18 protein-coding genes and 1 riboswitch are annotated in these 21,363 nt (G+C 72.4%); of the genes, 9 read left to right on the top strand and 9 right to left on the bottom strand.

Annotated elements, in window-relative coordinates:
• Positions 1-105: 105 nt before the first annotated feature.
• Positions 106-1,299 (top strand): hypothetical protein, encoded by a 1,194-nt coding sequence (locus ACFV2J_RS18090; protein ID WP_385081576.1) that lies wholly within the window; start codon positions 106-108, stop codon positions 1,297-1,299.
• 605 nt (positions 1,300-1,904) lie between these two features.
• Here ACFV2J_RS18090 and ACFV2J_RS18085 read toward each other — a convergent pair.
• Positions 1,905-2,333, bottom strand: coding sequence for a chorismate mutase (locus ACFV2J_RS18085; RefSeq protein ID WP_385081603.1), 429 nt, complete (start codon positions 2,331-2,333; stop codon positions 1,905-1,907).
• Between the two features lie 535 nt (positions 2,334-2,868).
• Between ACFV2J_RS18085 and guaA the strand changes: the two genes are divergently transcribed.
• Positions 2,869-4,449: a glutamine-hydrolyzing GMP synthase gene (gene guaA, locus ACFV2J_RS18080; protein WP_385439498.1), complete on the top strand. Its 1,581-nt coding sequence runs from the start codon at positions 2,869-2,871 to the stop codon at positions 4,447-4,449.
• A gap of 9 nt (positions 4,450-4,458) precedes the next feature.
• On the opposite strand, the gene ACFV2J_RS18075 is transcribed toward guaA, so the two are convergent.
• Positions 4,459-4,935 carry a pyridoxamine 5'-phosphate oxidase family protein gene (locus ACFV2J_RS18075; protein ID WP_385091053.1) on the bottom strand — a complete coding sequence of 159 codons (477 nt, stop codon included), beginning with the start codon at positions 4,933-4,935 and terminating at the stop codon, positions 4,459-4,461.
• A gap of 248 nt (positions 4,936-5,183) precedes the next feature.
• Between ACFV2J_RS18075 and ACFV2J_RS18070 the strand changes: the two genes are divergently transcribed.
• Positions 5,184-5,978 carry a class II aldolase/adducin family protein gene (locus tag ACFV2J_RS18070; RefSeq protein WP_385091050.1) on the top strand — a complete coding sequence of 265 codons (795 nt, stop codon included), beginning with the start codon at positions 5,184-5,186 and terminating at the stop codon, positions 5,976-5,978.
• On the opposite strand, the gene ACFV2J_RS18065 is transcribed toward ACFV2J_RS18070, so the two are convergent.
• Complete coding sequence (locus ACFV2J_RS18065; RefSeq protein WP_385091047.1) at positions 5,971-6,864, bottom strand: DUF4429 domain-containing protein; 894 nt, start codon at positions 6,862-6,864, stop codon at positions 5,971-5,973. The two genes, ACFV2J_RS18070 and ACFV2J_RS18065, sit on opposite strands and share 8 nt — an antisense overlap.
• A 256-nt stretch (positions 6,865-7,120) precedes the next feature.
• On the opposite strand from ACFV2J_RS18065, the gene ACFV2J_RS18060 reads away from it, so the two are divergent.
• Complete coding sequence (locus tag ACFV2J_RS18060) at positions 7,121-8,434, top strand: hypothetical protein (protein ID WP_385091044.1); 1,314 nt, start codon at positions 7,121-7,123, stop codon at positions 8,432-8,434.
• 338 nt (positions 8,435-8,772) lie between these two features.
• Complete coding sequence (locus ACFV2J_RS18055) at positions 8,773-9,315, top strand: DoxX family protein (RefSeq protein WP_385091041.1); 543 nt, start codon at positions 8,773-8,775, stop codon at positions 9,313-9,315.
• A 117-nt stretch (positions 9,316-9,432) separates the two neighbouring features.
• Here the strand turns inward: ACFV2J_RS18055 and ACFV2J_RS18050 are convergent, their stop codons facing one another.
• Complete coding sequence (locus ACFV2J_RS18050) at positions 9,433-9,693, bottom strand: hypothetical protein (RefSeq protein ID WP_385091038.1); 261 nt, start codon at positions 9,691-9,693, stop codon at positions 9,433-9,435.
• Positions 9,680-11,050: a PspC domain-containing protein gene (locus tag ACFV2J_RS18045; protein ID WP_385091035.1), complete on the bottom strand. Its 1,371-nt coding sequence runs from the start codon at positions 11,048-11,050 to the stop codon at positions 9,680-9,682. Before ACFV2J_RS18045 ends, ACFV2J_RS18050 begins: the two co-directional genes overlap by 14 nt.
• Before the next feature lie 178 nt (positions 11,051-11,228).
• On the opposite strand from ACFV2J_RS18045, the gene ACFV2J_RS18040 reads away from it, so the two are divergent.
• Positions 11,229-12,518, top strand: coding sequence for a PspC domain-containing protein (locus tag ACFV2J_RS18040; RefSeq protein ID WP_385091032.1), 1,290 nt, complete (start codon positions 11,229-11,231; stop codon positions 12,516-12,518).
• Positions 12,515-13,324, top strand: a complete 810-nt coding sequence (locus tag ACFV2J_RS18035) for a LuxR C-terminal-related transcriptional regulator (RefSeq protein WP_385091029.1) — start codon at positions 12,515-12,517, stop codon at positions 13,322-13,324. The genes ACFV2J_RS18040 and ACFV2J_RS18035 overlap by 4 nt, the downstream gene beginning before the upstream one ends.
• A 57-nt stretch (positions 13,325-13,381) precedes the next feature.
• Here the strand turns inward: ACFV2J_RS18035 and ACFV2J_RS18030 are convergent, their stop codons facing one another.
• Positions 13,382-14,014 carry a hypothetical protein gene (locus tag ACFV2J_RS18030; RefSeq protein ID WP_385439491.1) on the bottom strand — a complete coding sequence of 211 codons (633 nt, stop codon included), beginning with the start codon at positions 14,012-14,014 and terminating at the stop codon, positions 13,382-13,384.
• Between the two features lie 117 nt (positions 14,015-14,131).
• Positions 14,132-15,223 (bottom strand): NlpC/P60 family protein, encoded by a 1,092-nt coding sequence (locus ACFV2J_RS18025; protein WP_385439489.1) that lies wholly within the window; start codon positions 15,221-15,223, stop codon positions 14,132-14,134.
• 405 nt (positions 15,224-15,628) lie between these two features.
• Here ACFV2J_RS18025 and ACFV2J_RS18020 point away from each other — a divergent pair, with 405 nt between their 5' ends.
• The gene (locus tag ACFV2J_RS18020; protein WP_356801347.1) at positions 15,629-15,982 is read left to right on the top strand and encodes a hypothetical protein; all 354 of its coding nucleotides are present in this window, start codon (positions 15,629-15,631) and stop codon (positions 15,980-15,982) included.
• Here the strand turns inward: ACFV2J_RS18020 and ACFV2J_RS18015 are convergent.
• Entirely contained in the window at positions 15,960-16,937 is a 978-nt protein-coding gene (locus ACFV2J_RS18015) for a tellurite resistance/C4-dicarboxylate transporter family protein (protein WP_385096974.1), read from the bottom strand. The genes ACFV2J_RS18020 and ACFV2J_RS18015 overlap by 23 nt on opposite strands.
• Before the next feature lie 185 nt (positions 16,938-17,122).
• The gene (locus ACFV2J_RS18010; protein ID WP_385439485.1) at positions 17,123-18,277 is read right to left on the bottom strand and encodes an NlpC/P60 family protein; all 1,155 of its coding nucleotides are present in this window, start codon (positions 18,275-18,277) and stop codon (positions 17,123-17,125) included.
• A gap of 7 nt (positions 18,278-18,284) precedes the next feature.
• A riboswitch (cyclic di-AMP (ydaO/yuaA leader) is annotated at positions 18,285-18,457 on the bottom strand.
• Positions 18,458-18,853: 396 nt separating this feature from the next.
• Between ACFV2J_RS18010 and pcrA the strand changes: the two genes are divergently transcribed.
• Positions 18,854-21,363 (top strand): DNA helicase PcrA (gene pcrA / locus ACFV2J_RS18005; RefSeq protein WP_385439482.1); only part of this gene is annotated, 2,510 nt, incomplete at its 3' end.

Raw genomic sequence — 21,363 nt, 5'->3', positions numbered from 1 at the left:
ACCTTGTGAAGGGTTGTGCTGCCCCTCACGGAATCCTTATGTGTGTTGGGTCACATGCGGGTACGACTTGTGGACACACGTTCTATCCACTTAGAACTGACCCTCGTGTCTGAGAAGCAGCCCGAAAGGGCAGGTGAGCCCGAGGAACGGCCGGGGGAGTCCTCCGTTCCCGACGAGGTGTGGGAGCGGTTCATCCGTGACTCCGAGCGGGACATCCGGGCCTCGGCCCCCAAGGAGCCGTCCGCCCGCGCCCGCATGGTGACCGAACGACTGCGGCAGCGGGAGGCCCAGGGCGTCGAACCGGAGGGATGGCGGACCGGGCCCGCCTGGCAGGAGATACGGAAGGCGGAGGGCCGCACGGCCCGTCGCCGACGGCTGTGGGCGATCATCGGCGTCCCCCTCGCGGCCGCCGTGGCACTGGTGGCCGTACGGCCGTCACTGCTGCCCGGCGATCCCCTCGGAACGTCTTCCGGCAGCTCGTCGTCCGGCGACGGGGCCGTCACCGAGCTGCCCGCCGAGACCGCGGCTCCGACCGCCGCGCCCTCGAAGGCCGCGCCCGATACACCCACCCTCGACCGGCCGTTCGCCGGGTCGCCCGCCGAACGGTACGCCGACGGCGCGGCGGGCATCGTCGTGCCGGCGGCGAAGCCGGTCGGCCCGCTCACCAAGGAGCAGGTCGCCCAGGCACTGCGGCAGACCAAGGCGCTGCTCGTCGGTGCGAACATCGACAGCGCGACGCTGCTCGGCGGCCGTCCGACGCACGCGCTCGCCGTTCTCGACCCCAAGCAGCCGAAGTTGCTCGACGACGTGAACAGCTGGCTGCGCAAGCCGGACGTGAAGCACGATCCGCTCTGGCTCTTCAGCCGGTTCGACCCGCGCGAGGTACGGCTCGTCGGGGACGTGGTCAAGACCCGCGGCCGTATGACGTTCAAGGCGGGCACGCGCGCGTCCGTCGTCATCCACGCCGACTACACCTTCGTCTACCCGCTGGCCCAGGCGGACCGGAAGTCGACCGAGGTGGCCCGCACCATCGTGCGCCGCGTCCTGGACATCGAGGTCTCCGACCCGGCGAAGTACCAGGTCACCCCGGGCAGACTGGCGCTCCTCTCGTACGACGAGAACCTCTCCAACTCCGCGTGCTTCGTCTACGACGGCTTCCTGCACCCGCGGTTCGACTCGGCCGCCCCGACCGCCTCGGCCGAGGCGACGCCGAGCGGACCCGCCATCGATCCGTACGACCGGAGCCGGGAGCTCGACCACTCCGACACCGAGTCCTGCGGAGCGGTCTCCAGGACCTGACCCGAGGGCACGCGCACGTGCGAAGGGCCCCGCGGGACGGAAACCGCGGGGCCCTTCTGCGTCAGCACCGACGTCAGGGCGGCGCCGGTGCCTGGGGCGCGGCGCCGGAGGGGGTGCGCCGCGGGTCATGGAACGAGGTCGTCGGTCCACGGGGACATGAACACGGACATGGACACGGACGTGGAGTCGGAGCCGGGGTGCGTCAGGAGCCGGGATCTCCGGACGTGTGCAGGTGCGGGGACTTCCACGGGTGGGGGCGCCCGTCGAAGGGACACGGTGATGCGGTTCCGCCGGCCGGTCGGACGGTCGCGCCGGGCGGCCCCGGGCGTCCCCGGAGCCGACCGTTCTCTTGAGTGACCGGGCCGCTGTCCCCTGCCGTCCGGTCACACCCCTGGGGCGAGGTCCCACGACGCACGGCACGATCCGTACGTCTCATCGCCCCAGCGGAGCCACGCGTGGTTGTTTCGGGCCCGCCCCTGGCTGGCACGGACACCAGGACCAACGAAGCGCGTCGCGTCCCGGTCACGCGCCGTACGGGTGAGACGGCATGCGTACGTGCGTACGCGGCGTGACGGGGTGCGCGGGACGGACGCGGCGCGCGGGATTCAGATGCGGCCCCGGCACAGCTCCAGCAGGGTCATGGCCAGCGACGTGCCCGGCTTGCCCAGCGCGTCACGGTAGCGGCCGAGGACCTCCATCTCGCGGGAGAGGTTCACCCGCCGGCCGCCGGACTCGATCCGGGCCTTCTGGATCACCGCCGAGACGGCCATGCGTTCCTGGACGAGGCCGATGATCCGGTCGTCGAGGGCGTCGACACGGTCACGGGCGTCGGCGATCACGCCGGCCGCCTCGTCGGTGCGGGCGCCGGTCCTGTCGAGTACGTCGGCTGTGTCGGCCATGGTGGGGCTCCTTCTGTCTGTTCCGCGGAAGGGGCACCCCGGGGCGGCCGGGCCCGGAAACGGCAGACGCCCCGGGCCTTGTCGGCCCGGGGCGCCTGGGGAGTCGCTTGTCAGTTGCTCAAGCAGCACGACCATGGCAGCCGGTGGGCCGGTTGCCATAGGTAAACGCGAAGGTGTGGTGCGTGAGCATGGGACCAGTATGCCCGGGCGTCCGGAATGGGCCAAGCGGGTTCGCATACTGAGACGCCGCGCGCCCCTACCCGGCCCATCCCCGGGGGCTCCGCCCCAGACCCCGCCAAGGGGCTGCGCCCCCTGGACCCCCGCCATCGCCCGAAGGGCTCGTCCTCAAGCGCCGGACGGGCTGGATATGCGGGCCTGCGCCGGGTGTGCCGGCCTGCCCCGGATATGCGGGCCCGCGCTGGATGTGCGGGCGTGGGCCGGATGGCCACAGTCCGGGCGTCAGCCTGTCGACGCAGGCCCGCACCATCAGCCCGTCCGGCGTTTGAGGACAAGGCCCTTGAGGCCGGACGGGGGTCTGGGGGCGGAGCCCCCAGGTACGGGATGGGTCGGGTAGGGGCGGCGGGGGCGAAATCGGCGGGACGGCACCCCCACGCCCACCCCCGGTAGACTCGACACCCCACACCCCCTGCTCACCGCCGGAAGGCAAACCGTGCCAGAAGCGTCCCCCGCCGCCCCCGACACCGTCCTGGTCGTCGACTTCGGTGCGCAGTACGCCCAGCTCATCGCCCGTCGCGTCCGCGAGGCCCGGGTCTACAGCGAGATCGTGCCGAGCACCATGCCGGTCCAGGAGATGCTCGCCAAGAACCCGGCGGCGATCATCCTCTCCGGGGGCCCCTCGTCGGTGTACGCCGAGAGCGCCCCCCGCCTCGACCGCGAGCTCTTCGAGGCCGGCGTCCCCGTCTTCGGCATGTGCTACGGCTTCCAGCTGATGGCGACGGCCCTCGGCGGCACCGTCGACAACACGGGCGCCCGCGAGTACGGCCGTACGCCCCTGCACGTCTCCAAGTCGGGCTCCACCCTGTTCGAGGGCACCCCGGACGAGCAGTCGGTGTGGATGTCGCACGGCGACGCGTGCAGCGCCGCCCCCGAGGGCTTCACGGTGACGGCCTCCACGGACGTCGTCCCGGTCGCGGCCTTCGAGGACGACGAGAAGAAGCTGTACGGCGTCCAGTACCACCCCGAGGTCATGCACTCCACGCACGGCCAGCAGGTGCTGGAGCACTTCCTGTACCGCGGCGCCGGCCTCAAGCCGGACTGGACGACCGGCAACGTCATCGAGGAGCAGGTCGCCCTCATCCGCGAGCAGGTCGGCGGCAAGCGCGCCATCTGCGGTCTGTCCGGCGGTGTGGACTCCGCCGTCGCCGCCGCGCTCGTGCAGAAGGCCATCGGCTCCCAGCTGACCTGCGTGTACGTCGACCACGGTCTGATGCGCAAGGGCGAGACGGAGCAGGTCGAGAAGGACTTCGTCGCGGCGACCGGCGTGCAGCTGAAGGTCGTGGACGCGCAGGAGCGGTTCCTCGACGCGCTCAAGGGCGTCTCGGACCCCGAGGAGAAGCGGAAGATCATCGGGCGCGAGTTCATCCGCGTCTTCGAGCAGGCCCAGGCGGAGATCGTCGCCGAGGCCGCCGAGGGCGAGGACGTCGCGTTCCTCGTGCAGGGCACGCTCTACCCGGACGTGGTCGAGTCCGGCGGCGGCACCGGTACCGCGAACATCAAGTCCCACCACAACGTGGGCGGCCTCCCCGAGGACCTGGAGTTCGAGCTCGTCGAGCCGCTGCGCAAGCTGTTCAAGGACGAGGTCCGGATGGTCGGCCAGCAGCTCGGCCTGCCCGACGAGATCGTCCAGCGCCAGCCCTTCCCGGGTCCCGGCCTCGGCATCCGTATCGTCGGCGAGGTCACCAAGGACCGGCTCGACCTGCTGCGCGAGGCCGACGCCATCGCCCGCGAGGAGCTGACGGCGGCCGGCCTCGACCGCGACATCTGGCAGTGCCCGGTGGTCCTGCTCGCCGACGTCCGCAGCGTGGGTGTCCAGGGTGACGGCCGTACGTACGGCCACCCGATCGTGCTCCGCCCGGTGTCGAGCGAGGACGCGATGACGGCCGACTGGTCGCGCCTGCCGTACGACGTCCTCGCGAAGATCTCGACCCGGATCACGAACGAGGTCGCCGACGTCAACCGCGTGGTCCTCGACGTGACGAGCAAGCCCCCGGGCACGATCGAGTGGGAGTAGCCCCACCCGTCAGGTCCGCCTGAGAGTCCGCACCGGCTCTCCGGGCTTCCAGACCTGGACGACCAGATACGTGTCGTCCTCGACGAAGGTCCGTACGACCTCCGTCAGCTCGGTGCGGAAGAGGTGGAACGGCTCCGGCGGTTCCACCTCTTTCCCGTACGCCCGCTTCGCGTCGCCGTCGGTGACCTCCACCGCCCGGCCGCTGATCCGTACGTCGCCCCCGCCCATCGCGGTGCCCGGCCCCGGGTTCGCCTGGAGCGCGAACCGCGGGTCGCGGCGCAGGTCGAGTGCCTTGAGCGAGTCCGGCATCATGCCGAGCCACAGCTCGCCGAGCAGGAAACGCGCCTCGATGCCGCTGGTGCGGGGTGCGCCGTCCTTGCGGAGCGTCGCGAGGACGTGGTGGGTGAACGCCCCGAACCGCTCCTCGGCCGGCCGGGCGAGTTCGGGTGCGGAGACGGTGAAGGCGGCCCAGTTCGTACGACTCATACGAGGAGTGTCGCGCCGATACCTGACATCTTCTGTCGTGATGGGGGGAGGTTCTCGGCAGCCCCGCAGGCTTCCGGGACCGGAGTGCCGCCCGCGCGGCCTCCGCACGACGCACGACCCCGGTACGGCCCCTCTCAGGGCCCTCCCGCGTAACGGTTCCGCACTCTCTTCACCGAACGGCCCTGTTCTCCTACGGCACCCGGAGGTAACTTCCGGTCCGTATCGGACACGCCAGTGCTGGAGGACATATGCAAGGGCCCACGCCGCCCCTGCCCCTACCGACCGACCAGCTCCAGTTCGCCATGCCGCCGATGTACGACTCGCCGGACGACGAGCGAAGCCACCGCAAGGAGCGGCTGGCCGGAGCGCTGCGGATCTTCGGGCGGCTCGGATTCGAGGACGGGGTCTCCGGCCACATCACCGCGCGCGACCCGGAGTACAGCGACTGCTTCTGGGTGAACCCCTTCGGGATGCCCTTCAAGCACGTCACCGTGAGCGACCTGGTCATGGCCAACCAGGACGGGCAGGTGGTCGAGGGCCGCTACCACGTGAACCAGGCGGCGTTCACCGTGCACGCCCAGGTCCACGCCGCCCGCCCCGACGTCGTCGCCGTCGCCCACTGCCACTCGGTGCACGGCCGCGCGCTCTCCGCCCTCGGCGACCTCCTCGACCCGATCAGCCAGGAGAGCTGTGCCTTCTACGAGGACCACGCGCTCTACGACACCTACAGCGGTGTCGCCGTGGACACCGAGGAGGGCCGCCGGATCGCCGGCGCGCTCGGCAGCCGCAAGGCCCTGGTGCTGCGCAACCACGGCCTGCTCACCGTCGGCGACTCGGTGGACGCGGCGGCCTGGTGGTTCCTGTCGATGGAACGCTCCAGCCAGGTCCAGCTCACCGCGCAGGCCGCGGGCCGTCCGGTCCTCATCGACCACAAGCAGGCCGTCGCGACCCGGGAGCAGCTCGGGGGCGACCTGGTGGCGTGGATCAACTACCAGCCCCTGTGGCAGGACATCAGCAGGAGCGAGCCGGATCTCCTCAGCTGAAGCCCTTCAGGACCGCCGCCTTCGTCACCGCGAACTCCTCGTCCGTGAGCACCCCGTCCCGGTGCAGCTCGCCCAGCTCGCGCAGCCGGCGCAGGAGTACGTCGTGATGGTCGGCCGGGGCCGGTACGCGGGCGGCGGCGGACGCCTGCGGGGGGCGCTCGGCGAACGCGCCCGTCCGGACCGACGGATGCGGCAGACGGGCCGTCACCGCGGCGGCGACGAGCGCCGTGAGCAGGTCACGGCGGGCGCTGCCCCACAGGTCGAGCGCGAAGGGATCCTTCTCGGCCGGCAGTTTGGAGAACACGGCCTCGCGCGTCACGAAACGCAGGAAGCCGTCCTCGTAACCGGAGTTGGGCAGCCATTCCACCTGCACCAGGTCGCCGACGGCGATGATCCGCGGGCCCGTCGCGCGCTTGACCCGGTCGGAGGTGTCCGCCCAGTCGATGCGCACCTGAGCGCCGTCGAAGGAGACCGTGCCGTCGCTGGACCGCACGGAGACGGGTACGGGTGGCCCCGCGAGCAGATAGGCCGTCGCCGGTTCCTTGGGGACCTGGTCCAGGAGCAGCGCACGGCGGATCTCCTCGGCGACGTACTCGGCGACCCCGGACCGGTCGACGTCGACCGTCAGCCGGTACGGATCGGCCGCGTCCGGAAGCCGGCCCCCGGTCGCCTGGAGCAGCGGATCGGCGCCCTCGCGCAGCCTCAGGCGCAGCCGGCCGCGCTTGCGTTCGGGTTCGTGGACGATGCCGGACACGGCTTCCAGGGGAACCGTGATCTCCCCGTACGTCTGCCGGAACAGGGGCACGGACCGGTGCAGCCCCGGCGTGATCCTGACCGTGCTGCCGTCGAAGGCCCAGGTCCCGTCGCGCTGGATGATCTCGGCCATGGGGGAATTCTCGCAGCCCGGTCAACACGGGGTCCGGCACTTCACCCGCGCTGACCAGACCTGCCGGACGCGGGCGCTGTTGCGTACGGCACAATTCGCTGTCATCGCGGGGCAGTTGTAAGGCAGTTGTACGGAAGTCAGGCGTGCGGGGCGGTACGGAGACGTACGACCCCGCACGAGGACGTACGCAGGCGTACGCAGACGTACGAGGATCTGGCCGCACGGGAGTTCCGGTGCGGGGAAGGCGGCAACGGGCGTGGCGGTGCAGGAGGCGAGACACGGCGCGGAGCGCGGTGCGGGGCGCGGTGGCGGGCTCGGCGCCGGGCAGGGCGCGCATGGTGGCGGCTGCACCTGCGGGGACTGTCCGCACGGGGCGCGCGAGGGGCACCGGCGGGCCGTCGCCGCGTTCCTCGCCAAGCGCGACGAACTGGCGTCGGGACAGGGTCTGCCGGCCGCCGTCGCGCACTCGGCTTCCGCGTCCCGGCAGTGGGTCTCGGACGAACTCACCCAGTCCGCCGACCTGGTCGCGGAACGCGGGCGCGTCGACGGCGAGGCCTGGCTCGGGCGGCTGTGGCGGCGTACGGCGTTCGCGGTGTGGGGAACCGTCGTGGCGCTGCTGCTGGTGCAGGCGCTCACCGCGATCGGCGCGGGGTGGACGGCGGCGCGGACGGCGGGGCTGGTCGCCGCGGTCGTGGTGGCCGGCCTGCTGACCGGCGCGGGCTATCTGCACCGGGCGCGCGGCGGTGCCCTCGCGCCCGTCATCGGTGAGGACAACCGTCTCTCCACCTCGCGTGCGATGGCCGTCGCGTGGGTGCTGTTCGTGGTGTTCGCGGTGCTCGTCCTGGTGGGGCAGCTGGCGGCGGCCTCCGCCCACGGCAGGCGCGACGACCTGATCGCCGGGCTCGAACTCGCCCGGGGCGCGGGTGTCGTGACCGTCGTCGCGGTGGTGTGCGGGATCGCGGTGCTGGTGCGCCGCGTGGTGGGCGTGCGGGTCCTCGGGCAACGGCTGCAGAAGGTGCGGGCCGACCGGCCGCGCGCCGCCGACCTCCTCACGGACGACTCGGGCAAGGGCAGCTTCGCCGACATCCAGTACGTCGTCATCGGCGCCGTCGCCCTGGTCTTCGCCGCCGTACGGCTGGCCCGGCGGCCGGAACAGCTGCCCGACCTGCCATGGGGCCTGGCGCTGCTCGTCCTGGTCTCGGCCGCCACCTATCTGTCAGGCAAGTACGCGGAGGGCGGCCGGCCCGTGATCCTCTCCGTCGTCCGTTCCCGCGAGGCCGGTGACCTCGACGCTCCGATCCGCACCGGGGACGACATCGAGATCCGGGGGGCCGGGTTCGTCCCTCCGGGCGCCCAGACCGCGGACCGGCTCTCCCGCATGGTCGTCCGCATCGGCGCGGTCCATGTGCACGTACCGCTGGTCCCGGTGCCGGGCGGCTTCAGCAGTCCCACGGACGCCGTGCTCACCGTGCCGGTACCGGTCGACGTGGAGCCGGGACGGGTGGAGGTCCAGGTGGTGACGGCGGCGGGTGTGGAGACCAACCGCTGCGTGATCGACGTGACGGACTGAGGGAGCGGCGGGCTGGGGGAGCAACGCGCCGGGGGAGTGGCGGGCTGAGGGGTCGGCGGGCTGGAGGAGTGGTGGGCTGGAGGTGGTGGGCTGAGGGGGCCTCGGCGCCGGGGTGCCGTGCCACCGGGGCGGTGGTCGCTGGGCGTCGGGTCACCGGTTCGGCGGTGGCGGACGGAGGCGCAATTTCCGTCCTGTCCGCCCTGTACCCATGGCCGGAGGGCGGCCGGACGCGGCTCCGGGCAAGAAAAACCGCTCCCCGCCATTGAGCGGGGGCCCGCTCCCGTACGTATGGTCTGTTGAGGGGTCAACGGAATACGGGTGAGAGGCGGCGGAGAGCGATGACTCACGGTATGCGAACGGACACCCAGGGCTCCTATGTCGACAGCGGCGGCGGGCGGGACGGGTGGCGCGAGACGGCCACGCGCTACGCCCTGCTGCCGCTGCGCATCTTCCTCGGCGTCACCTTCATCTACGCGGGGATCGACAAGCTCACCAACAGCGCCTTCCTCTCCGACTCGGGCTCCGGCTCGATCGGGGACCTGATGCGCACGGTGCGTGACTCGTCGGCGATCCCGGCCCTGGTCGATCTCGCGCTGAAGAGTCCCGTCGGATTCGGCTACGCCATCGCCCTGGGCGAACTGGCGGTCGGCCTCGGCACCCTCTTCGGACTGCTGGCCCGTCTCGCGGCGTTCGGCGGCGCGCTGATCTCCCTCAGCCTGTGGCTGACGGTCAGCTGGGCCTCCGACCCGTACTACTACGGGAACGACCTCGCCTACCTGATGGCCTGGCTGCCCCTGGTCCTCGCCGGCGCCTCGGTCTTCTCGCTCGACGCGGCCTGGCGCGCGCGGCGCGGGCAACGGAGCGGGGAGTACCGCTACTAAGGCGTGTTGCGGAAGTCCCGGTCAGGACACACCCCGGGCGGGGGCTGCGGGACCGCGAGGCCGAGGCGTGAGCGCCGGAGGCCGCGCGGTCCTTTCGTGTGCCGTGTCCCGGCCCGGTCAGCCCGGCAGGTACGAGTCCTCGGGGCCTCGGTCCGCCGCCCCCGCGGCCGCCAGTCGGGAGCCCGCCCTGCGCCGCCGTATGCCGTGTGCCAGGAGCGCCACCGCTCCGGCCAGGCAGAGGCCGCCCGTCAGGAGGGGGATCATCACGAACCACGGGGTGTCCCACCAGCCGCCCGCGTCACCGGCGTACACGACGCCCGCGGTGGTGAGGAAGAAGCCCGCGACCAGCTTTCCCGGCCGGAACTCATGACGTGCCACGGGTCACCTCCGCCTGGCCGACACCGACGTGCAGGTCGAGGTCGAGGATTCCGCCGTGCCGCGTGCCCGCCGCCGGGGCCAGCGTCACCTGCTTGACCTTGCCGGGCTCCACGTCCACGTCCTTCTTGCCGTCGCCGGGCAACTGGATGTCCCCGAGCCCCACGTCGATGTTCAGCCGTACGATCGCGTCCTTCGGGACCACCACTTCGAGCCGCCCCGCGCCCACCTCCGCGCGCGCCGTCACCGTCCGTCCCTCGGCCAGGTCGAGCCGGCTCAGGTCGAGGGTGCCCACGCCCGTGCCGAGTTCGTAGTTCTTCCGTACGTCCGCGACGGCGGCCGGTGTCCACTCCGTCCGCTTCCAGTGCGTGCTGATGTCCTTCGGCAGGGCCACCGAGCCGGCCAGCAGAGCCGCCGTGAGCACGGCCAGGAAGAGCGAGCCCGCGCCCGTACGCCCGACGAACGCGCTGAGCGCGATACCCAGGCCGAAGACGACGAGCGCGCAGGACAGACCGATCTGCAGGCTCGGACCGAGCGGCCGGTCGTGCCACGTCAGGCCCGAGCCGAGGCCGCCCGCGACGAGCGCCAACAGGAACACCCAGCCGCCGATCCAGCGCGGCCCGCGCGGCCGCGGCTCCCGCGACGCGCGCAGGTCCGGGCGGGGGATGCCGCGGGCGATGGCCACCGCCGCCGCGACGTCCCGGTCCCGGGCGTCCCGCGGGCCCCAGAGATAGCCGGTGCCGCCGACGTGCGAACCGTCCTTGACGATCGGGTCGCGCCACCAGGAGGGGTAGGAGGCGGGCACCGGCGGAGCCTGTGCCTCGGGCGGGGCGTCGGCCACGGCCTGGGCGGCGAGCGGGTCCGGGTCGGGCGCGCCGCGCTGCTGCGACCAGTACCCCGCGCCCGCGAGGAGCAGGGTGAGGACCACGGCGAAGGTGAGCACCCCGCCGTTGTTGAGCATGGAGAGGAAGACCCCGCAGCCCACGAGGGCGAAGAGCACGGCCGTCAGCGCCTGGCCGTCCACCCGGCCGGTGAGGAGCTTGCGCACCTCGTTCTCGTCCTCGTCGTCGTACGGGACGAACAGCCAGAAGAAGCCGTACAGGATGAGACCGATGCCGCCCGTCGCGGAGAGCACCGCGAGCACGATCCGGAAGATCACCGGGTCCATGTCGCACTGCCGCCCGAGGCCCGCGCACACCCCGCCCAGCATCCTGTGCCGCCGGTCGCGCCGGAACCTGTGCGGGGCCTCGGGCGCCACCACGTCGTCGTGCGCGCGCGGCCCGTCACCCGTGGCGGTGCCCGGCGGCGGGGCGCCTGAGCCACGGGGCGGCTCCGCTGCCGCGCGCTGCTGATCTGTCATGTGTCCATGGTGACGGGCGGGAAGGCGCGACGGGAGTCGGGACGACCCTGGCCGAACCCTGATATCGGCCCTGACGGGTCCGCGCGGAGCCCTTCGAGCACCGGCTCGTCGAAGATCAGGGGAGTCTCGGGGGTCGACCCTGATGCTCCGGCCGCCCGGCCGTGTGAACATCGTTGGCATGCCGGAAGCCGCAGCAGTGCCTCTCGACGACCCGCGGCCCCCGCGCAAGCTCTACCGCAGCAGTGACGGACGCTGGCTCGGCGGTGTGGCGCGGGGGCTCGCCGGGCATCTCGGGCTGCCCGTCATCTGGGTGCGGCTGGTCTTCGTCGGCCTGTTCATGGCGGACGGCCTCGGCGCGCTGCTCTACGCCGCCTTCTGGTTCTTCGTACCGCTCGGTGTCGGCGGGGTCGACTCCGAGCGCGCGCCTGCCTTCACCACCGAGACCGCCCCCGACGGCCGCCGCAGACTCGTCGCCCGCAAGCCGGACCGCGGCCAGATGGTCGCCCTGCTCCTCATGGTCGTCGTGGCCATGGTCTTCGTCGGCAACGTGAACCTCGGCGGCGGAGCCAAGGCGTACCTCTGGCCCACCGTCCTCGTCGGCGCGGGCGTCGCCCTGGTCTGGCGCCAGGCGGACAACGCGCGGCGGGCCCGGTGGGTGGAGGTCGGCCGCCGCCGCCGGACGCTCACGCTGCTGCGGTCCGCGGCCGGTGTCCTGCTCGTCACCGCGGGCGTCACCGGGATATTCGTCCTCCAGGGCTCCGCGGCCCACCTCGGCTCCGTCCTCCAGGCGGCGCTCGCCGTCCTCGTCGGCACGGCGCTCCTCGCCGGCCCCTATCTCGTCCGCATGACGCAGGACCTCTCCGAGGAGCGCCTGATGCGCATCCGGGCCCAGGAGCGGGCCGAAGTGGCCGCCCATGTCCACGACTCGGTGCTGCACACCCTGACCCTGATCCAGCGCAACGCGGAGAATGCGAACGAGGTGCGCCGGCTCGCCCGGGCCCAGGAGCGCGACCTGCGCGCCTGGCTCTACAAGCCGGAGGGCACCGGCAAGGACGAGGCCGACGAGCCCACCACCCTCGCCGAGGCGGTCCGCCGCGACGCCGCCGAGGTCGAGGACAAGCACGGCGTCCCCATCGAGGTCGTCGTGGTCGGGGACTGCCCGCTCGACGAGGGCCTGAGCGCACAGATGCAGGCCGCGCGGGAAGCCATGGTGAACGCCGCCAAGTACGGTGGCGAGGGCGGCGCCGTACAGGTCTACGCCGAAGTCGAGGGAAGGACGGTCTTCGTGTCCGTCCGCGACCGCGGCCCCGGCTTCGACCTCGACGCGATACCCGCCGACCGCATGGGCGTCAGAGAATCGATCATCGGCCGCATGGAGCGCAACGGCGGCACGGCGCGACTGCGCGCGGTGCCGGACGGCGGCACGGAGGTCGAGCTGGAGATGGAGAGGGCGGAGAAGACGTCATGAGCGACGCGAACGGGCCGACGGCCGGATTGCCCGGGCACACCGGCCCCGACGAGCCGAGCGACACCGCGACCGGAGCGGGGGCGGTCACCGGCTCCCCGGAGGCGAGCGGACCGGCCGCCGCCGAGCCGTCCGGAGCGCCGGGCGGACGTCATGTGCGGGTCGTCCTCGTCGACGACCACCGCATGTTCCGTACGGGGGTGCAGGCCGAGATCGGACAGACCGAGCGGACCGGCGTCCAGGTGGTCGGCGAGGCCGCGGACGTCGACCAGGCGGTCACGGTCATCACGGCCGCCCGGCCCGAGGTCGTGCTCCTCGACGTCCATCTGCCGGGCGGCGGCGGTGTCGAAGTGCTGCGCCGCTGCGCCCCGTTGATGAGCGACGCCGAGCAGCCGGTCCGTTTCCTCGCGCTGTCCGTGTCGGACGCGGCGGAGGACGTCATCGGCGTGATCCGCGGCGGTGCCCGGGGCTACGTCACCAAGACGATCACCGGGACCGACCTGGTGGACTCCATCTTCCGTGTCCAGGAGGGTGACGCCGTCTTCTCGCCCCGCCTGGCCGGGTTCGTCCTGGACGCCTTCGCCTCCACCGACGCCCCGCCGGTCGACGAGGACCTCGACCGTCTCACCCAGCGCGAGCGCGAGGTCCTGCGCCTCATCGCCCGCGGCTACGCGTACAAGGAGATCGCCAAGCAGCTGTTCATCTCCGTCAAGACGGTCGAGTCCCATGTCTCGGCGGTCCTCAGGAAGCTCCAGCTCTCCAACCGGCACGAGCTGACGCGCTGGGCGACGGCACGACGCCTGGTGTGACACACGGTCCGCCGGTCCGCGCGGACGCCGGACGTCCCGGTGTTCCGCGGCGGGCGCCTACCGGTGTTCCGCGGTGCGCGCCGGGCCCGGGATGCGCAGCGCCCAGCGGTAGTGGCGTACGGCCTTGGCGATCCCGATGAGACCGGTCGTCCACAGGATCAGGCCGATTCCGACGCCCTGGACGACATCGCTGTACAGACCGGGGCCGGACCCGGCCGGCGCCGCCGCGGCGTAGGACGTCCAGACGCCGATCGCGCAGACACCGAGTGAGGAGAGCAGCCAGAAGAGGCTCAGCCCGGGGGAGCGGAGCCGGGAGTCGGTCGCGGGATGGCGGTCCAACTCGGTCCAGGCCTTCAGCAGTTCGTGCATACGCCGGTCGCTGCGCACGGACAGGGCGAGAGCGAGGAGCGTCGGGGCGAGCGCGGCAAGACCCAGCAGGGCGAACAGCGGGCCGAGGACGACACCGGTGGGATCGCGCTGCTCGATCTGCTGGAGCGGCAGCACCAGCAGGGCCCAGCCGACGATCGCCGCGAGCGCCAGCAGCCAGAGCAGCAGCACCCGGTGCACCCCGAGGCTCCGTCCGCGCAGTTCCTCCAGCACCCGGCCCCGGTCGGCCAGCAGGGCCGCCCGGTCCGGCCAGGAGCGGATGTGCGCGGGCGGCGGAGGCGGCGGCAGCAGGAAGCCGGGCATCAGGACCTCTCGGACGACGGAACGGAGTCCGCGTCGACGCTACCGCGATCCACCCCCGCGCCCCCACCACGCCGATCCGCCCCGGTGTCTTCGCGCCACCCGGGTGGACCTGTGCGCTCAGGCCACCCGGGTGGCTCCCGCGAACGGCATCTCGTCGACCGGCGCGAGACGCACCGGCGCGGTGGGGTTCGGGGCGTGGATCATCATCCCGTTGCCCACGTAGATCCCCACATGGCTGATGCCCGAGTAGAAGAACACCAGGTCGCCGGGGCGGAGTTCGGAGCGCGAGACCCGTCGGCCCGCGTTGATCTGGGCGTACGTCGTGCGCGGCAGCTGGACGCCCGCCGAGCGGTACGCGGCCTGGGCCAGGCCCGAGCAGTCGAAGGCGTCGGGCCCGGTGGCGCCCCAGACGTAGGGGCTGCCGAGCTTCCCGTAGGCGTACGAGACGGCGGCGGCCGCGCGAGAGTTGGGGGCCGCGACCGAACCGGCCGAGGGCGACGAGGGTGCCGGGCCCAGGTCCCGCGCGGCGGAACGCGAGGCGTGCCGTGCCGTGCCCGCGGCACCGCCGGCCGCCCCGGGGTCCCCGAGCCGTGCCCGCTGCTCGTCGGTGAGCCGCGACAGCAGCTGTCGCGCGGAGTCCAGCTTTCCGGTGATCGTCTTCTTGGCCCGCTTCAGCTCCGCCTGCCGCGCGGTGAGCGACGCGAGCTCGATGTGGGCGGCCCCGCGCAGCTGCTCGATCTCCCGCAGCTGTTTGCGGACCCGGGCCACCGCCCCCGCCTGCCGGTCACCGACCCGCTCGGCGAACGCGGCCCCGTCCAGGTACTGGTCGGGCCGGTCGGAGAGCGCGAGCTGCAGAGCGGGGTCGAGGCCCCCGCTGCGGTACTGCGCCGCGGCGATCGAACCCAGCGCGTCCCGTGCCGCGTTGAGCCGGTCCTCCTTGCGCGCCGTCTCGTCGCGCAGGTCGTGCAGCCGCCGTGACGCCTGGTCGGCCTTCTCCTTCGCCCCGTCGTACTTCTCCGTGGCGACCTCGGCCTCTTGGTACAACGTGTCGACCCTGGCCTTCACCTGCGCCGGGGACAGTTGCGGCTCCGCGTGCCCGGTGCCCTCGAATCCGGCCGTCGTCGCCGCGCCGGCGAGGGCGATGGTCGCGGCCGTGCGGACCGTATGGCCGCCGAGTGAGCGCTGTCTGGGCTTGCGGTGCGCTGCCACGAGGGCCCACATCCTTCCCGGGGGACGTGACCGCCGGGGAGTGCGCGGTCATCGGTGACGCGTCCGGCGGCGGCCCACACAGGGGGAGCGAGTCGCCGCCGGACCTTTCTCGGCGGTGGTGTCCGACTGCCGCCCCTGGCCCGGGCGGCGGTGGGGAGCCGGGCACCTGGTGGAGGACGCTAAACCTGAGGGTGAGGGCGCGGTAACACCATGTGCGGAACTGGCGGAAGTGGATCGCCCGGTGACCGTATGTGACCGTGATTCCGGTGTGCCCCCGGCGACTTCACACAGGGTGATGACCGATGGGACGGTTCCGGGACGATCCAGGGTTCTCAGGTGCTACGGGCCGCCAGGGGGTGGGCCGGTGCGAAGAGGGACACACACCGCCGATTAGGCTCCGGCCCCATGGACGTACTCATCCATCTCTTCGTGGGCCTGCACATCATCGGCATCGCCTCCCTGCTCGGCGGCTTCCTCACCCAGATGAAGGCGATGGGCCGGGGCACCGCCCGGTTCGTCCCGGCCATGCTGCACGGCGCGCTGACCATGCTGGTCACGGGTGTCGTCCTGGTCGGTCTCAACCAGGCCGACGACCACGCGGTCAACACCGTCAAGATCGGCGTGAAGCTGGCCCTGCTGATCGTGATCCTCGGGCTGGTCTACGTGAAGCGGGACGACGAGAAGGTCGACAAGGGCCTGTTCGGGCTGGTCGGGCTGCTGACGACCGCGAACATCTTCATCGCGGTGCTGTGGACCTGACGGTTCCGGCCGCCACCAGCAGCCAGGCCGCCACCGAGATCCACAGCAGTACCTGCCCGACCCCCCTCAGCCACGCGAAACCGACGGCGTCCGCGACCGACAGGGCCGCCGCCGCCGTCATGGCCATCGGGAACACGGTCGCCCACCGCCGCACGTCGTACCGCGGACGCCGAAACAGCAGTTCCGCGACGGCCAGCACGGCGTACCAGGCGAGCGTCACCATGATCAGCGCCTGGGTCATCCAGCGCATCACGCCGTTGTCGTCGTAGTTCCACAGAGAGGTGTCCGCCTGGTAGGCGAGGACCAGCTTCGACGCGGCCAGCGCCGAGATCGCGAGCGCGCCGCCCGCGATCCAGTGGTCGCCGCCGCCGGTGGCCGTCTCCCGGAAGTCGAAGCACGTCAGCGCCACCACGTAGAGCACCAGGAACCCCAGCCAGAACAGGACCAGCGCCGCGTACGCGAGCCAGTCCACGCGCGCGGCCCCGGCGAGCGACGCGGCGAGCACCGCGAGGGCCTGCGTGGCCACGCACCCCAGGAACACGCTTCCGGGCATCCGGAGCCGCAGTCCTCTGACGAGGAGGCAGAGGAGCCCCGGCCACAGCACGGCGGCGAGCGCGAGCAGCACCTCCGCGGCCCCGAGCCATCCCAGGTCGGTCAGCCGGGTGCCGAGCACGGCGGTCGCGGCGACCCCGGTGAGCGCGCTCGGCGTGCCGGCCTCCTCCAGCCACCGGTCCCGCTCCCGCAGCAGGCGCACGGTGAAGTCGACGGCGAACCCGAGCCAGGTGACGGCCGCCAGGACCAGTGCGATCAGGGACAGGACCTCGGCGCCGGTCTCGTGCAGCCCGACGGAGAGGATGCCGGTGGCCAGGACGGCGGCCGCGGCGGCGGGCGGGCTCTCCGCCCACCAGGTGCGGAGTCGGACCCACGGGCTGCGGGGCGGCGAGGTGGCTGGCATGGCCCCGATGCTAGGGATCTTCTGCCGGGTTGCCCGTGGGGCGCGCGCGTCCTTCACGAATGCGCGGCGGGGCGGGCGGGCGCGGACAGGGCGGCACGGGGGTGCGCCGGCGGGCGGCGCGGAGGACGCGGGCACGCGCGCGGGGAGCCCGGGGGGCCACACGCGCGCGTGCCCCGCGGCGGCGCTCAGGCCGGGCGCACCACACTGTGGATGGCGTAGAAGATCGACTCCTCACGGACGTACGCACCCGGCTTGGGGGCGTGGATCATCATCCCGTTGCCGATGTAGAGGCCCACGTGGCTGATGTCGTCGTAGAAGAAGACGAGGTCTCCGGGCTCGACGGCGGAGAGGGAGACCGTGGTGCCCACGTTCACCTGGTCGTAGGTGGTCCTCGGGAGGGTGACGCCGGCGGCCTTCCAGACGGCCTGGGTGAGACCGGAGCAGTCGTACGAGCCGGGTCCGGTCGCGCCCCACACGTACGGCTTGCCGATCTGGGCGCGGGCGAAGGCGATGGCCTTGGCGGCCTTGGCGGCGTACGAGGAGTCGCCGGCCGGGGTCCCGGAGGTCCCCGTCCCGGTGGTGCCGGACGGTGTGCCCGGCTGCCGGGCCGTGTCCCGGGCCTTCCGCTCCGCCGCGGCCCGCTCGGCGGCCAGCTCGGCCGCCTTGCGGTCGGCCGCCTCCCGCTTCTTCTTCGCGATCGCGGCGAGCCGCGCCTTCTCGTCGGCGGTCAGCTTCGAGAGCAGGTCGCGCGCCGCGGCGAGCTTGCCCTGGACGTCGGCCTTGGAGGTCTTGAGCGCGTCCTGCGACGTGGTGAGCGTCCGCAGGCTCCGGGAGGCCTCCTCGCGCTTCTTCGAGGTGGCGGACCGCTCGGTGACGTAGTCGTCGACGGCCGCCTTCTGGCGGCTGGTCAGACGGTTCATCAACTGGGTCTGGTCGAAGTAGTCCTGCGGGTTGTCGGCCAGCAGCAGGCTCGCGCTGCCGGGCGCGGACGCCCCGGTGCGGTACTGGGCCGCGGCGAACGAACCCAGCTCCTCGCGCGCGGTGTTGAGCTTCTCGGTGCGCCGGGCCACGTCGTCGAGGAGGGAGTCGACGCGCTTGCGCTGCTGGGCGGTCCTCTCCCTGGTCGCGTTGTACTTCTCGGTGGCGGTCTCGGCCTGGTGGTAGAGGTCGTCGACCTTCTTCTCGACCTCTTCGAGGGTCGGCCGGGGCTCGGCCGGGGGTGCGGCATTGGCCGTCTGCGAGAGCAGGGCCACGGAGGTCAGGGCGGCCGTGGCGAGGGCCGGGGTCCGTATGCCCGTCCGGCGGGTGCCCGGAGGACTCCACTTGCGGTGCGACGCCAAGAGAGGCGACTCCTTCCGTCATCCGCCTACCGGGTTAGCTGTCGGGTTCGGGCGGGTGCTTCCGGAAGGTTTGCCCTACGGTCCTCGCCCCAGAGGCGGTTGGACCGATTCACCCCAAAGTCGGTTGGGTCCCCGGCTCCGGTGGCCGCGCGGGCGCGCCGGACTCGGCGGAGGCCGCTCGGCCCGGCGACGTTCGCCGGTCGGTGTCGAGCGGTCTGCCCGGCACGCTAGCCAACGCGTAAGTGTTCTGTGAAGTTTGATGTGCGATATGCCCGATACATTTTCGTGACCTGGACCGCCGGGGCCTCCGGAGTGGCCGCCCGTAGCGGGACGGTCCCGGAAGGTGAGCGCGCGTGGGTGGGGGTCGGGCGGTCCCCGAGGGTGAGGGCGCGTCGCTGGGGGTCGGTCCCGGAGGGCGGGGGCGGCGTCGGTGGGGGACGGCCTCGGAGGGGGGCGCGTCGGTGCGGGAGGAGGGCGCGGTTTCCGCGCGGTCCCGGGCCGGACTCCGTGGGAAATCCGGCCCAGTTCTCGGGGTGGCGGCGGGTTGTCAGTGCGGCCGCCTAGACTCGGAGAGCGATGAGCAGCCTCTTTGATGACAGCTTCCTGGCGGACCTCAAGCCTTCCGGGGCCCATGAGGAAGAGCCCCCGCCGCCGCCCGAGGACGAGGCGGCGGAGCCGCTTCCGGACGACCTGTTCGGCGGCCGCTTCGACGTGCCCCCGGACCGCGACGCGTACTACCGCGACGGCGCCCACCGGCCCGCCGTGGACCCGGCGGCCCTGCTGGACGGGCTGAACGAGAACCAGCGCGCGGCCGTGGTGCACTCCGGCTCCCCGCTGCTCATCGTGGCCGGCGCCGGCTCCGGCAAGACCCGGGTGCTCACACACCGGATCGCGCACCTGCTGGGCGAGCGCCATGTCCACCCCGGCCAGATCCTCGCGATCACCTTCACGAACAAGGCCGCGGGCGAGATGAAGGAGCGCGTCGAGCAGCTCGTCGGCCCGCGCGCCAACGCGATGTGGGTGATGACCTTCCACAGCGCGTGCGTGCGCATCCTGCGCCGCGAGTCGAAGCGCCTCGGCTTCACGTCCTCGTTCTCGATCTACGACGCCGCCGACAGCAAGCGCCTGATGGCCCTGGTCTGCCGCGACCTCGACCTCGACCCGAAGCGCTTCCCGCCGAAGTCGTTCACCGCGAAGATCTCCAACCTGAAGAACGAGCTGATCGACGAGGAGGACTTCGCGGGCCAGGCGGCCGACGGTTTCGAGAAGACCCTCGCCCAGGCCTACGCGATGTACCAGTCGCGGCTGCGCGAGGCCAACGCCCTCGACTTCGACGACCTGATCATGACGACGGTCAACCTGCTCCGTGCCTTCCCGGACGTGGCCGAGCACTACCGCCGCCGCTTCCGCCACGTCCTGGTCGACGAGTACCAGGACACGAACCACGCGCAGTACGCCCTGGTCAGGGAGCTCGTGGGACCGGCGAGCGGGGACCGCGCCGAGGACGTGCCGCCGGCCGAGGGCGATCTCGGGCCCGCCGAGCTGTGCGTGGTGGGTGACGCCGACCAGTCGATCTACGCCTTCCGCGGCGCGACCATCCGCAACATCCTCCAGTTCGAGGAGGACTACCCGGACGCGACGACCATCCTCCTGGAGCAGAACTACCGCTCCACCCAGACGATCCTCACCGCGGCCAACGCGGTCATCGAGCGCAACGAGTCGCGCCGCCCCAAGAACCTGTGGACGAACGCGGGCGCGGGCTCGAACATCACGGGCTACGTCGCCGACACCGAGCACGACGAGGCGCAGTTCGTCGCCGAGGAGATAGACCGTCTCACCGACGCGGGCGAGGCGAAGGCGGGCGACGTCGCGGTCTTCTACCGGACGAACGCCCAGTCCCGTGTCTTCGAAGAGATCTTCATCCGCGTCGGCCTGCCCTACAAGGTCGTCGGCGGTGTCCGCTTCTACGAGCGCAAGGAGGTCCGGGACGTCCTGGCCTACCTGCGGGTCCTGTCCAACCCCGAGGACTCCGTCCCGCTGCGCCGGATCCTGAACGTCCCCAAGCGCGGGATCGGCGACCGCGCCGAGGCGATGATCGACGCCCTGTCGCAACGGGAGCGGATCAGCTTCCCGCAGGCTCTGCGCCGCGTCGACGAGGCGTACGGCATGGCGGCGCGCTCGACGAACGCCGTGAAGCGCTTCAACACGCTCATGGAGGACCTCCGGACGATCGTCGAGTCCGGCGCGGGCCCGGCGACGGTCCTGGAGGCGGTCCTGGAGCGCACCGGCTACCTCGCCGAGCTCCAGGCCTCGACCGACCCGCAGGACGAGACCCGGATCGAGAACCTCCAGGAACTCGCCGCCGTGGCACTGGAGTTCGAGCAGGAGTCCGGCGCGGCCGAGGACGGTACCGGCGCGGCGGGAGCGGCCGATGCGGCGGGAGCGGCCGACGGGGCCGATGCGGCCGGGGCGGCTGGACCGGCCGGGGCGACCGGCGGCCTCTCCGCGTTCCTGGAGCGGGTCGCGCTCGTCGCCGACTCCGACCAGATCCCCGACGAGGACGACGGCAACGGCGTCATCACCCTGATGACCCTGCACACCGCCAAGGGCCTGGAGTTCCCGGTCGTGTTCCTCACCGGGATGGAGGACGGCGTCTTCCCGCACATGCGTGCGCTGGGGCAGGTCAAGGAGCTGGAGGAGGAGCGGCGTCTCGCGTACGTCGGCATCACCCGCGCGCGGGAGCGGCTCTACCTCACCCGCTCGTCCATGCGCAGCGCGTGGGGCCAGCCCTCGTACAACCCGCCGTCCCGCTTCCTGGAGGAGATCCCGGACACGCATCTGGAGTGGAAGCGCACGGGCGCGACGGCTCCGGTGTCCTCGGGACCCGTCTCGGGGGTGGCGGCCTCGCTGTCGTCCTCGCGTTCGCGGTCCGCTGCGTCCGGGGCGTCCGGTTTCGCGACGCGCCGCGGGGCCTCCGAGAAGCCGGTCGTCTCGCTGGCGGGGGGGGTGCGGGGGACCCACCCCCCCGTCGGGCGCCGGCCGGTGGTGGGCGGGGAGGGCCCGGGCGCGCACCCGGGGGCCCCCGT

The sequence above is a fragment of the Streptomyces sp. NPDC059668 genome (assembly GCF_042734135.1).
In the GTDB taxonomy this organism is placed as follows: domain Bacteria; phylum Actinomycetota; class Actinomycetes; order Streptomycetales; family Streptomycetaceae; genus Streptomyces.
This window is presented reverse-complemented; position numbering and strand designations above follow the sequence as displayed.